This is a genomic window from Limosilactobacillus portuensis (assembly GCF_028607025.1).
GTDB lineage: Bacteria > Bacillota > Bacilli > Lactobacillales > Lactobacillaceae > Limosilactobacillus > Limosilactobacillus portuensis.
Genome location: NZ_CP117296.1, coordinates 67,265 through 80,353, shown reverse-complemented (window position 1 = coordinate 80,353; position 13,089 = coordinate 67,265). Strand labels below are relative to the sequence as shown.

Here is a 13,089-nt window from a genome sequence, read left to right as displayed (position 1 = left end):
CGTTTTAATTAATTGCTGCTCGCCAATGATGAATTAGCAACCATTCAATTAACTTTAAGCTCCCGGCACACAAAAGCGTTAGCACAACCGTTAACAACGTTCCCCATAGGATTGGTACTACTTGCTGTGACTGGAGGCCTTCAAATAGTAGCTGTCCTAATCCACCAGCATTAATCGTAGCTGCAATTGTGGCAATTCCCATTGTTGAAGCTAAGGCAACCTGAAGTCCGCTAAAAATAGCAGGCGTAGCAAGAGGAAGTTGAACTTTAAAGAAGACTTGCCTCCTTGTCATCCCCATTCCCTTAGCAACTTCAATTAACGCTGGGTCGATCTCCTGAATACCAGTAATGAATGTCCTTAACAGAACGTACTCACAATAAATTGTTAAGACAATAATTGCCGTGCGCATCCCCAAGCCAGAAATAGGCAATAAGAGGGCAAAAAAGGCAAAACTGGGAACTGAATAAAGTAACGAAAAAAAGTAGGTTAAACCATTCAACCAGTTTCTTCTGTACATCAGTAATAAAATAATTACTCCCGCCACTACTAGAGCAATTCCTAAAGAAGTCAGAACCATAACAGCGTGCTGTTGCAAATCAATGATCATCGTTGGCCAATTAGTTTTCCAATACTCAATCATGATATTGCCTCCAGAGCTCTTGATTCTGTTGAACTGTCCCCAAAAGTTCTTTAACGAAAGAAGTTGCGGGATGAGAAATAATCTCTCCTGGTGTTGCAAACTGTTCAATTCGTCCCTCGTGCATTATCATCACTCTTTGCCCCAGGAAAAAGGCTTCATTAATATCGTGGGTGACAAACATGAACGTCTTATTTGCTAGTGATTCGTGGATTTGTTTAACTTCTTTTTGTAATTCAATTCGCGTTAGAGCATCCAATGCCCCAAAAGGTTCGTCAAAAAGAACGTATGGCGGGTTAACAGCTAATGCCCGGGCAACGCCAACTCGTTGCTGTTGCCCACCAGAAAGTTGACTAGGGTATCGATCAGCATATTTTGCTGGATCAAGTTGAACTAAAGCAAGTAATTTCTTCACCCGCTGGTCAATTTTTGGCTGCTCCCAATGCAGCATCTTCGGCACTACCGCAATATTTTCCGCAATCGTCATGTGAGGAAAAAGCCCGATCTGCTGAACAACGTAACCCATATGACGACGTAATTTTACTAGATCAAGATCACTAATTTTTTGACCATCAATCAGAATTTCTCCAGCATTTGGCTTCCAGAGGCCATTAACCATTTTAAGGGTCGTTGTTTTACCGGAACCGGAAGAACCTAGGATTGTCACAAACTCTCCCTGATTGATTTCAAAATTCAAGTCTGGAATTACCACATTTTTGCCAAACCGCTTTTGAACATGTTTAAATTGAATAACTGGCTTCGTCATACCGCCGAGCCCTCCTAATCAAAAAATCAAATCCAACCATCGAAAGCAATGCTAGAATCGCTACACTGACTCCGCCGATAATAACATAGGTCATATCATATAACCCTAATCCGGTAAAAATTAATGTTCCTAAACCACCGGCACCAATATAAGTAGCAAGGGTTGCACTCGCAATGATTTCAACAAGGGCGAGCTTAATTCCGTTCAAGATATAGGGTAAGGCAAGCGGGATCTCTATTTGCCGCCTTAATTGCTGACGATTCATCCCTAAGGCAGTGCCAACTTCCTTATATAAGGGACTAACCTCGTTAAAGCCAAGAATTGTGTTGATTAATAACGGGGGTAATGCCAAAACGACAAGTGCAATTAATGCTGGAGTCATCCCCGTTCCAATAAACGGGATTAATAAAAAGAGTAACGCCAAACTTGGAATAATTCGCAACACTTGAGAAAAAGCTGTACAAAAAGCCGCTACTGCCCTAATTTGCGAACCAATATACCCCAACGGCAACGCGATTGTCATTGCAATCACCAATGTAATCCCACTAAGATAAATATGCTGCCAAACGTATAACCAGTATTGACCACTGTCCGTTTGAAAATAATGAATAATTTGCGATACCAAAACGTCACTCCCCAATTTCTTTGAAACGACCCATCTACTAATTCAATACGTGCTCGTTATACCAATTTTTCGCTACTGTCTTATAGTTTTGACCATCAACATCAACCTTTTTATTAAGACTAGTCAACTGCTTGGTAGTCAACTTAGCATCAACCTGGTTCAAAGCCTTTTCCATCTTTGGGTGACTCTTGGCTGCCTTCTTATTTACTAGTGGAACAAGATTATATGGCGACCACAGTCCTTTATCATCTTTCAACAAGGTAAACTTACTAGTAGCAAGCTGACCGTCCGTAGTAGAAACCGGTGCTGCATCTCCCTTATTTTGTGACATAATTTTATACTTTAAACTGTCATCGTAATCCTTATGGGACTTAAAGTTGTATTTCCCGTATTTCTTATTCATCCCTGGTAACGCATCTGCCCGTTTATCAAACTCTCCTTGGGAAACAAACCGAATATGACTAGCATTTTTTTGGAGATCGCTTAACGTCTTAATATTATATTTTTTAGCAACACTTGTCCGCATTCCAATCCCTTGGCGATTATCTCCTGGTGCATAATTAAAAGTTACTAGGCCATCTTTCTTTACACCATTCTGTGCTAACGATGCCATCTGTGAAGCACTCTTACCATTAGCACTTTTCTTTAGGTACGCCTCGACAATTGTTCCAGTATATTCTGGATAAACATCAATCTGCCCAGTCTTCACCGCACGGAAAACAACAGAATTAGAGATATTTGGTTTCCGCACTACCTTATATCCAGCATGTTCTAATGCTAATGCGTAAATTTCACTAACTGTTTTACTTTCCGAAAAGCTCTTAGAACCAACGATAATCGGCTTACTGCTTGCACTGATGGTCATTGGAATACTACTACCAACCAAAATCATTATGCCAAGCAAAGCTAGTCTAGTAATCAACTTTCTTAAACGAGTTGTCATTCTTTTGCCTCCATGATTAGTAACTCAAAAAGTTTCATCGATCAATCTTATAATTCTAAGCTTATATTACTGATAATATGTTGTCAAGAAATACAAATGACTTTCTTCTGGATAATTGTAACATCAGCTGTTACAATTAGTTATACAGAAAAGGAGTAATTAACATGAGAATCTCAACTCGTTTTAGCGATAGTATCCATATTCTCGCTTTTATTGAAACCTACAAGGGTAAATTACCATTAAGTAGCGAGCATATCGCTGCAAGCATTGAAACTTCTCCGGTTGTTGTTCGTCGATTAATGGGAAAACTACGGAGTGCCGGATTGATCAAGACCGTCCATGGATCAGCTGACCCTAAGCTAATGCGCGAGCCAAAAGATATTTCACTCTATGACGTTTTCCTTGCAGTCGAAGATGAACAGCATCTCTTTGCAATTGATCCCAAAACAAATCCCGATTGCATTGTTGGTGGTAACATCCAGGCAACCCTTAACGATTTTTATAATCAGGCAGAAATGGCAGCAAAAGCAAAACTAGCAACAATTTCTTTGCAAGATGTCCTTAACTCAATCCTTGTCAAGCAGAGCGAGAAAGACCCGCAAAAGTTAATAAATAGTAACCTGAAATAAGAAAGCAGGGACCAGAAAACATTTTGTTTTTCTAGTCCCTACTTTCTCTTTTTATTTTTCAATTTTTAAAAGCAACCCGTAAAGCGCTCCAAGAAGGTTGGCCTCATTGCCAAAGTTGGCCGCTTTGATAACTGGCATTGTAATATCAGCCATCAATCGCCGATCCGCTTGTTGGACTTTAATAAACTGGTTTTTAATTTTCTCAATTAAGATTGGCTGAACACTAATTCCACCACCAATGAGAACTACTTCGAGATCAAGGACTGCCTGAAGAGCAACGATTAAATAGGCAACCCGTTGACAATACTCTTCAAAGATTTCCCAAGCAAGCGGATCATGAGCAATAATTTTTTGAAATGCCTGTTGACCATCTGCTGGATCAGGAAGATTGCATGCTTGGGCTATCATTTCAACCATTCTAACCGCTGAAGTAGTAGCCCCCACCGTCCGTTGTTCAATTAACGGATCATCACGATTAGTTACGATCGCGCTTAACTCTCCCGCACGACTATGCGGACCATGAAGAAGTTTTCCATTAACTACGATTCCGCCACCAACCGATGTCCCCAGAGTAATAACCGCACCATTATCAACATCGACCAGGTTTCCTAGCCATTGCTCTGCTAACGTTGCACAATTAGCGTCATTACCAACGTAGACAGGCAACTGAGTCGTCTTTTCAAGATACTGAGCTAACTCAAAGTTTCCCATATAACTCAATACCCCTGTAAATTGAACATTTCCCGTTTGTGGATCAACAATTCCAGGAACGCTCACGCAGACGGCAGCAATTACTGGGTTTTCTTGGATAATTGTTTGCAGAGCCTGCAAAAAACCATCTCTGGAGCGTGGTGTTAGCTGTCTTCCTTTAGTCATAATATTTCCAGAATGATCAATTCGGGCACTTTTGATCGTTGTTCCACCAATATCAATACTTAGGTACTGCCGTTGCATACTCACTAACACCTCACTTCAGTTATCATTAATATTATACACAACTATTTTCCGCAGAGAAGAAAATCAGCTGTTTGAACTAAAATAATCATTTAACCCTCCAGAGTCGGCTAAATAACTAACTCCAGAGGGTTTAATTAATACTCGAACTACTTAATGCCGTTTTAGCATCTCTAACTTAGCCTGATGCTGAGCTTCATGTTTCTCATCGCGTTCAATAAAGAAGTACGATACAGCAGCAAGCACGGCAACAACCACTCCCACAGTGATCGTTTTAATTGTAAAGTTAGTCACCATGTAGCAGGAAATTATTAAGGCAAGCGCGGGAATTACATACTTACCTGGTAATTTAAAGCCATGGTTTGGAAATTCATCAGTATGCTTAAACTTAATTACCGCCAAAATTGACGGAACATATTGAACAAATGAAGCAAGCACAATACAAGATACCAAGAACAGGTAAGATTGCGTTACTAGAAGAAGAGAAATTACTGCGGTTAAAATAATCGCTACCCACGGGGCATCATGAGAATTCTTCTTCCCAATCCACTTTGGTAACATCGCATGTTCACTCGCCAAAGAGGCAATTAAGGATGGCGTATTAAATGAAGCTGTAAAAGCAACCCCAAAAATACTAATCAGCATCCCAGCAATAACTAAAATATATCCCCAGCGACCGACACCTACATTAAAAGCATTCGCAATTGGTGTGCTATAATTTACCATTTTCGTTCCTAAAATCCCAATCGCAACTAGCATCATTAACGAATATAAAATAGTTACACTAATCATTACTGAAATTAGCACCCGTGCAATATTCTTCTCAGGATTATTCATTTGTTTAGCAGCAATCGGAATAAAAGAAAAGCCAGTAAACATATAGAAAACAACACTAAAGGCCGCACCAAAATGTTTGGCTAACGGCATTGCACCAGTCATCGCCGCATGCGGAATAACTGGCGAAAAGTTTGCAAAATGAATGCAAAAGGCACCAATAACAATGAATACGATCACCGTAATCATCTTTGCAGCAGATGATAAGTTATCAACAAATTTTACAATTGTTCTTCCATAAAAATTAATAAGCGAAAAGAACAGAATTAGACCAAATACAGATGAATAATAAACCCAATGATTGCTAAAGATTGGTAAGAAACTCTTCAGCGTTGTCAACAGCGCAACAACTTCTGCTGATAAAGTGCAGCATCCTAAAAACCACGTAAAGATTCCTAACTCATAACCCCAAAAACGGCCAAACGCATTGTATGAATATAGCCAGGCCGCTCCTGATCCTGTAAACCTACTAGAAAGATCCGCGTAACATAGGGCAACCATACTAACGGTAATAGCTGCACAGAGGAGAACAAGCACACTTGCTAAATTCATGTCCTTATAAATCACCTGTGGCAACAGAAAGGCTCCAGAGCCAATAACACCATTAATGCCTAAAAAGTAAATTGAAATAAAAGATAACTTTTTGGGACTCGTTGTTTTTCCACTGATAATCTTCACCTTCAATCTTTTATAACAAAAATAATATCTACACTTAAATTGTACCCTGCTAAAAATTACTTTACAAATCTTTTCGTTCAACTTAAGAGCAAAAAAATAGCCGAAGAAAAACAATCTTTTCTTCAGCTATTTTCAATTTATTAAGTGTTTAATTAGTAATCAACGGTGATTACTTAAGACCCTTCCAAGTCCAGTTAGTAACTTCTGGTAAGTCCTTACCTTCTGAACGGATGTAGTGGTTGTGCTTGTTGATCATGTTGTCCATCTTGGCAACAAATGCAGCACTCTTTTGTTCGTAACCAGGAACGCTTTGGATTGCATCCTTAGCTAAGTGGAAACGATCAAGTTCGTTCAATACACGCATGTCGAATGGAGTGGTGATGTCACCATTTTCTTCGTATGAGTGAATGTGAACGTTCCGGTTTGCACGATCGAAGAACAATGCTTGGATCATGTCACGGAATCCGTGCCATGCAAAGATAACTGGCTTGTCAGTAGTGAAGTAACGGTTGAATTCTGCGTCAGACAAACCTTCTGGGTTCTTGTCTTGCTTCATCAACTTCATGATTTCAATGATGTTGATGTAACGAATCTTCAATTCAGGGAAGTTGTCATGAAGAATGTCAATAGCAGCAAGAGCTTCTTCAGTTGGTTCAGTACCTGCTGATGCAAAGACAACATCTGGTTCGCTACCTTGGTCAGTAGATGCCCAGTTAACGTAGCCAAGACCGTTATCAACTAATTCAGTAGCTTCATCAATGGAGAACCATTGTGCACGTGGGTGCTTGGAAGTTACGAAGATGTTAATGCATTCTTGGTCGTTGAAGGCCTTGTTAGAAACAGCCATCAGAGAGTTAGTATCTGCTGGTAAGTATTCCTTAACAAGATCTGGACGTTCCTTTTCGAACATGTGAGTTAACAGACCTGGATCTTGGTGAGTGTAACCGTTGTGGTCTTGTTGGAATACAGTTGAAGTATCAACAAAGTTCAATGCTGGGTATTGGTGACGCCAGTAAAGATCCTTAGCCTTACGTAACCACTTCATGTGTTGAGTAAGCATTGAGTCAACAACACGACCGAATGCTTCGTAAGTTGCGAAGAATCCGTGACGACCAGTTAAGGTGTAACCTTCAAGGAATCCTTCAGCTTGGTGTTCGGAAAGTTGTGAATCGATCATCCGACCTGCAGGTGCAAGGTTTTCATCGTTTGGTTCATGAATACCTTCCATCCATTGACGCTTGTCATTGTCGAGGAATGCGTAAAGACGGTTTGACTTAGATTCATCAGGACCAAATCCACGGAAGTTGTTAGGGTTCAATTCAGCCATCTTGCTGAGGTACTTACCCCATTCAAGCATGTCTTGCTTTACAACAGAACCTGGTGTTTGAACATCAACAGCGAAGTCCCGGTAGTTTGGCAATACAAGTGGCTTAGGATCGATACCACCGTTAGTGATAGGGTTCATAGCCATCCGACGGTTACCTTCTGGTGTGTTCTCTTCAACAAGAGCAACTGGGTGACCGTTTTCGTCAAACAATTCTTCTGGCTTGTATGACTTCATCCAGTCAACAAGCATGTCCTTGTGTTCCATGTCATCTTGTGATACCGGAATTGGAATTTGGTGAGCACGGAATGAGTTTTCGATTGGGTTACCGTTGAGATCCTTAGTAGGACCAGTCCAACCCTTAGGAGCACGGAAGATAATCATTGGCCATTGTGGTAATGAATCATCGTTGTTTTCACGAGCATTCTTTTGGATAGCCTTGATTTCTTCAATAGCAGTATCCATAGTCTTAGCCATTTGTTCGTGAACTTCCATGTGGTCCTTGTAACCATCAAATTCACCTTCACGATCAGCTTCCTTGTAAGCTGAAACGAAGTAAGGCTTCCAGCCCATACCTTCGAAGTACTTAGTAAGTTCTTCGTCGCTCATCCGTGAAAGGATAGTTGGGTTAGAAATCTTGAAACCGTTAACTTGGATGATTGGTAATACCGCACCATCCTTGATTGGGTTGATGAACTTATCTGAGAACCATGATGCCATCAATGGACCAGTTTCAGCTTCACCATCACCAATTTCAACAGCGGCGATAACGTCTGGGTTATCCAAGATTGCACCAACACCGTGTGAAAGTGAGTAACCAAGTTCCCCACCTTCATGGATTGAACCTGGAGTTTCAGGTGCGGCGTGTGATGCAGTACCGCCTGGGAATGAGAAGTGCTTAAATAACTTTGCCATTCCCTTAGTATCTTGAGTATATTCTGGATAAATTTCAGTGTATGAACCATCCAAGTATGAGTTGTTAACCATAACTTGGCCACCGTGACCTGAACCTTCGATGTAGAACATGTCAAGGTCGTACTTCTTAATTACACGGTTTAAGTGTGCGTAAATGAAGTTTTGAGGAACAATAGTACCCCAGTGACCAATTGGCTTAGGCTTAACGTCTTCCGCCTTTAATGGTTGACGTAATAATGGGTCACCCATTAAGAATAATGTACCAACTGAAAGGTAGTTGGCTGCACGCCAGTAAGCATCAACACTTTCCAAGTACTTCTTGGAATCGTAATCTACTGCCATTCTAATAAACACTCCTTCTGAATAAATAAATACGTTCTTGCCGTTAAACAATACGTAAATCATTCAAATTTACATTACTAATAATAACGGATTTAAAATAAAAGTCAACCTTTTAACAAATTGATCCGATCCAATTTATATAATTTACTTTTACGAATAATTAGCCTACCAAACTAGTGACGAAAAAAGAATCTCGCTTTACACTTATTAATGTAAGTTTAAATAATAATATGGAGGAGTAATTTTGCAACAATTAGGCGCAAACAGTCAGGCGGATATTGGAGACTTTGTAAAACTTTTCGCTGTGACTACCGTAATGATCCAATCGATCATTAGTTTCTTGATGCAAACCGCCTTACCCACAGGGCAGCAATTCTTACTTGGCGGAATATATGAAGTAGTTAAATTTTCTGTATCTGCTTTTATCTTTGGTATTCTCTTCTCATCGACCCGGACCCATCCCCAAGCTCGGCTATGCGATTATCCTCGGTTTATGATTAACCGTTGGCACATTTTGTTCATCCCCTCAATTCTTTGGACAACGGTCTACCTAGTTTTCTTACCACAACTACAACAACATGGTCACTATCATGACCTAATCAGTTTTGTTTGGCAGTTTATCAGTGGGAATGCTGCCCCACACCTTTGGTACAACGTCATGATGCTTCAATTTATTATTTTAATGCCAATTTTTTGGAGCCTAGCTCGTTGGTGTACGGGGCAACCGCACCGGGGAATTCTCATTTTTAGTCTAACCCTAGCATTTGAACTAACCTGGCATTGGATTTATAAATTAGAAATTTTCCATGGTCCGCAAGCTCAGCAATGGTACTTATTTGATCGAATATTTCCGAGTTTTATTATTTTTGCCGTTAGCGGTACCCTCTTATGGGTTTTCCATGAGTCCCTTTGTTTATTCGTAATGAATCATTGGGGACTGCTGGTTACCATTTGGTGTCTTCTTCTTTACTACGTTACCTTCAATTTTTTTAATTATGGTACACCAGTCAGGCTAGATAATGCTCCTTATTATTTACCATCAATGATTTTCTATAATTTAGCTTCAATTAGTTTAATCGCAACAATTGCGCTGTATATGCAAAAGTTTCACAGCCAATGGTTACCCTTAGTTCATTGGGTGGCGCTCTATGCTCACCGCGCTTACCTTTCCCACGTATTCTGGCTTTACTGGAACTGGAAACTATTAGCTCACTGGACAATTCCGTTAATGATCAAATTTCCACTTCTAATTCTAATGACCGTTTTGTTAGCATTTATTTCCGCCTATGGTTTCCATTGGTTATGGTCAACTATTAAGTACAACTTTCACTTTCGCCACCTAATTAATGGCTAATTTATGTTGTCTTTTTAGAATTTAGCTGGTAATATCTTAAAAGTTATTACCGACGATTAAAATGTAAAGAACGGCAACTCTGATGCTAGCGTATCTATAGCATCAGAGTTGCCGTTCTTTACATTTTAATTTTCTTGATCCAAACTTACAAAGGTATCGTACTTCATGTAACGGTAATGAACACGCATATTAGAAACCTCGAATGGCGTCCCATCATCAAGGAAGAAAACCCCTTCCATAATGGCAACCGGTTCAGTTGGCTTTAATTTAAGCAGTCGCTGGTCATCTGCCTTTGATGGGGCAACACTAATCGACATAAAGGATTTTGTAACTCGCTTTCCCTTGGCAGTTTCCAGATAATTAAAAATCGAACTCTTAACAATGTCTGGTGAAAGGGTTGGAATGATCTTAATTGGAATATAACCGGTTTCGATAATAAAAGGTTGATCATCAATTAAGCGAAGTCGTTTAACCTTGTAGACAAAATCATTATCTTCAAGGAAAAGGTCCTGCTGAAGATCTTTACTTGCGGGAATGACCTGATAGTCCATTAATTTGATACTCTGCTTCTTGTCACCAAACTTAAAACTGTCGGTAACCCCCAAGTTACTTCCTTCATAGCGGAATAGTGACCGGTTCTTTAGGTATAAGGGATTAATAAACGTTCCAGATCCCCGTTTTTTGAAAATAATCCCCTGCTGAGCTAAAACACCAAGTGCGCGTTTGATCGAACTACGGCTCACCTTATAGCTTGCACTAAGACTCCGCTCATCAGGCAATTTCATTCCTGGATATTGATTTGCTAAGATTTTTTGTTTTATATCACTCATTACTGAGCGGTATACTAAATCTGCCATGTCATTTACTCCTCGGATTATTTGATAGACGATTAATTCTATTTCTAGTATAGCAGACCTATTTAAAATTGGGATCTATTTCAATAAAAATTGGTTCGTCCCAGAAAAAAGGAGCTTAAGATTTATGAGTAAAAAGAAAAAAAGTAAAATGAAGAAAACCCAGGTTGAACAAATCCTGGATAAAAATAACATTCCATATGAACAAGCAGAATTTCCTACCCACCAAGATGGTGACGTCCGAACAATGAGTGTTGATCATTCCGGTGTTGATGAACACCACATTTATAAGACACTGGTGCTTTCCGGTAACGTTACTGGTCCCCTTGTTGGCGTGGTTCCGGTAGATCAGCACCTTGATGAAAAGAAACTTGCTAAGGTTTCTGGAAATAAAAAGGTAAATATGGTGCCGTTAAAAAACCTCTTGAAGACTACGGGATATGTCCACGGTGCCAATACCCCAATTGGTATTTACGAAAAGTTCCAGTACCCAATTTTCATTGATAATGAGGCAAAAGAACAAGGCGAGATTTACGTTTCATCTGGCAAGCTTGGTCGTTCGGTTAAATTAAATTCAGAGGACTTAGCTAAACTGGTTCACGCTGAATTTGCTGATCTTGAACAACATTCTTAACATTGTTAACTTAATCAATATAATCGGTTCTCGTTAAGCTAACTTATGCACTCAAATTGATAACCGGTATCAAGAAGCTTAAAATGATAATGACCAATTTTTTATGTTTTATCTAGAAAGGTCTTGAAATAGATGAAGAAAAATTTATCTGCTTGTACCACCGTCCTGGTTGGTAAGGACGCTACAATTGACGGCTCAACAATGGCAGCAAGAAATGATGATACGTTTGGCCCATTAACACCCCAACGGTTCGTCACTTATCCTGCTTACCATAATCACCCTAATCAAGTAAAAGCATACTTAAATAAGTGTGTTGTTGATCGGCCAGCTGACGGATATCGGTACCAAGGAACTCCAAACGTTAATTACAAGACTGAGGGCGTTTTTGATGAAAGCGGCTTTAACGAAAAGAATGTTGGAATGAGCGCCACTGAAAGTGTTTATGCTAACGAACGAGTTCTGGCATGTGATCCGTTAAATACTGAATCTGGCATTAATGAAGACCTAATCGTTGCCGCAACGCTTCCATTTATTGACAGTGCTAAAGATGGTGTTAAGTACCTCGGTCAATTGATTGCAAAGTATGGTTCCGCAGAAGGAAACGGGGTTATTTTTAGTGATAAAAATGATGTTTGGTACATGGAAATCGTTACCGGTCATCACTGGGTTGCTGAACGAATCCCAGATGATGCTTATGCAGTAACTGGCAATCGGGTTGCCATTCAACAAGTGGACTTCAACGATCATGATAACTTTATGTGGTCAGAAGGTATTCAAGAATTTGTTGAAAAGAATCATCTTAACCCCGATAAATACGGTTGGGATTTCCGGCACATCTTTGGAACGGCCGACGTATTCGATCAGCACTACAATACACCACGGCAATGGTACGGTCATAAGGTCCTCAATCCAAGTGTCGAACAGGATCCACTTGATTTTGATCTTCCATTCATTATGCGAACTAACTACCGAATTACTTTGGCAGATGTACAAAAGATTTTGAGTAGCCACTACCAAGGCACCCCATATGATCCACTAGGTCACGGTACCGAAGAACAAAAGCACTTGTTCCGGCCAATTTCTCTTAACCGAACACAGAACTCCCACGTTCTTCAAGTACGGAATGATCTACCAGAAGCTTCCTCTACCATTATGTGGATGAGTTTTGGTATTCCAACCTTCACCCCTTATATTCCATTCTTTGGTAACGCAGATGATATTGATGTCAGCTACCGTGAAACACCAAAGAAGCTTAATATGGATCTAAAGAGTGCTTACTGGATGTATCGAGCACTTTCAATGATTGTTGAAGCTCACCATGCTGAATTTACTCAGGATGACCTTAACTACTTAAAAGACTCACGTGAATATCTTTACCGGTGGGTCAATCAGGTTGCACCAAAGGTTGAAGGGATGAGTGATAATGATGCTTGCGCCTACCTCAGTGAAGAAACCCACAAGATGGTTGCGGAAATGGCAAAACGGACTAAAGAGTTAATGAGTAACTTAATTATGCATGGTCTTGAGCTTTCTAAATTAACATTTATTATGGATAAGAATCTATAGTACATTCAACAATAAGATCTAGGATTTGATATTA

General features: G+C 39.9%; 12 protein-coding genes. 4 read left to right on the top strand and 8 right to left on the bottom strand.

Annotated elements, in window-relative coordinates; translation table 11 throughout:
- Positions 1 to 4: 4 nt before the first annotated feature.
- The 4 genes from PRK60_RS00395 to PRK60_RS00380 are packed head-to-tail and all read right to left on the bottom strand — an operon-like array spanning position 5 to position 2,971.
- On the bottom strand, positions 5 to 640 hold the full coding sequence (locus PRK60_RS00395) for an ABC transporter permease (RefSeq protein WP_102168402.1): 636 nt from the start codon (positions 638 to 640) through the stop codon (positions 5 to 7).
- Positions 633 to 1,403, bottom strand: coding sequence for an ABC transporter ATP-binding protein (locus tag PRK60_RS00390; RefSeq protein ID WP_102168403.1), 771 nt, complete (start codon positions 1,401 to 1,403; stop codon positions 633 to 635). The genes PRK60_RS00395 and PRK60_RS00390 overlap by 8 nt, the downstream gene beginning before the upstream one ends.
- On the bottom strand, positions 1,378 to 2,043 hold the full coding sequence (locus PRK60_RS00385) for an ABC transporter permease (protein WP_102168404.1): 666 nt from the start codon (positions 2,041 to 2,043) through the stop codon (positions 1,378 to 1,380). Before PRK60_RS00385 ends, PRK60_RS00390 begins: the two co-directional genes overlap by 26 nt.
- 22 nt (positions 2,044 to 2,065) lie before the next feature.
- A complete protein-coding gene (locus PRK60_RS00380) occupies positions 2,066 to 2,971 on the bottom strand; it encodes a glycine betaine ABC transporter substrate-binding protein (RefSeq protein WP_102168405.1) in 906 nt (301 codons plus the stop codon).
- A 164-nt stretch (positions 2,972 to 3,135) separates the two neighbouring features.
- On the opposite strand from PRK60_RS00380, the gene PRK60_RS00375 reads away from it, so the two are divergent.
- Entirely contained in the window at positions 3,136 to 3,600 is a 465-nt protein-coding gene (locus PRK60_RS00375) for an Rrf2 family transcriptional regulator (RefSeq protein ID WP_273646096.1), read from the top strand.
- 51 nt (positions 3,601 to 3,651) lie between these two features.
- Here the strand turns inward: PRK60_RS00375 and PRK60_RS00370 are convergent, their stop codons facing one another.
- The 3 genes from PRK60_RS00370 to PRK60_RS00360 all read right to left on the bottom strand — a co-directional run bounded on the left by PRK60_RS00370 (position 3,652) and on the right by PRK60_RS00360 (position 8,647).
- Entirely contained in the window at positions 3,652 to 4,554 is a 903-nt protein-coding gene (locus PRK60_RS00370; RefSeq protein ID WP_273646419.1) for an ROK family protein, read from the bottom strand.
- 153 nt (positions 4,555 to 4,707) lie between these two features.
- A complete protein-coding gene (locus PRK60_RS00365; RefSeq protein WP_273646095.1) occupies positions 4,708 to 6,066 on the bottom strand; it encodes an APC family permease in 1,359 nt (452 codons plus the stop codon).
- A 169-nt stretch (positions 6,067 to 6,235) separates the two neighbouring features.
- Positions 6,236 to 8,647, bottom strand: a complete 2,412-nt coding sequence (locus PRK60_RS00360; protein WP_102169542.1) for a phosphoketolase family protein — start codon at positions 8,645 to 8,647, stop codon at positions 6,236 to 6,238.
- 244 nt (positions 8,648 to 8,891) lie between these two features.
- Here PRK60_RS00360 and PRK60_RS00355 point away from each other — a divergent pair, with 244 nt between their 5' ends.
- Complete coding sequence (locus tag PRK60_RS00355; RefSeq protein WP_273646094.1) at positions 8,892 to 10,001, top strand: acyltransferase family protein; 1,110 nt, start codon at positions 8,892 to 8,894, stop codon at positions 9,999 to 10,001.
- A gap of 125 nt (positions 10,002 to 10,126) precedes the next feature.
- Here PRK60_RS00355 and PRK60_RS00350 read toward each other — a convergent pair whose 3' ends face one another.
- Entirely contained in the window at positions 10,127 to 10,858 is a 732-nt protein-coding gene (locus PRK60_RS00350) for a GntR family transcriptional regulator (RefSeq protein WP_102169543.1), read from the bottom strand.
- Between the two features lie 124 nt (positions 10,859 to 10,982).
- Here PRK60_RS00350 and ybaK point away from each other — a divergent pair, with 124 nt between their 5' ends.
- On the top strand, positions 10,983 to 11,489 hold the full coding sequence (gene ybaK, locus PRK60_RS00345; protein ID WP_102169544.1) for a Cys-tRNA(Pro) deacylase: 507 nt from the start codon (positions 10,983 to 10,985) through the stop codon (positions 11,487 to 11,489).
- Positions 11,490 to 11,621: 132 nt separating this feature from the next.
- Positions 11,622 to 13,055 carry a C69 family dipeptidase gene (locus tag PRK60_RS00340; RefSeq protein WP_273646093.1) on the top strand — a complete coding sequence of 478 codons (1,434 nt, stop codon included), beginning with the start codon at positions 11,622 to 11,624 and terminating at the stop codon, positions 13,053 to 13,055.
- Positions 13,056 to 13,089 lie beyond the last annotated feature (34 nt).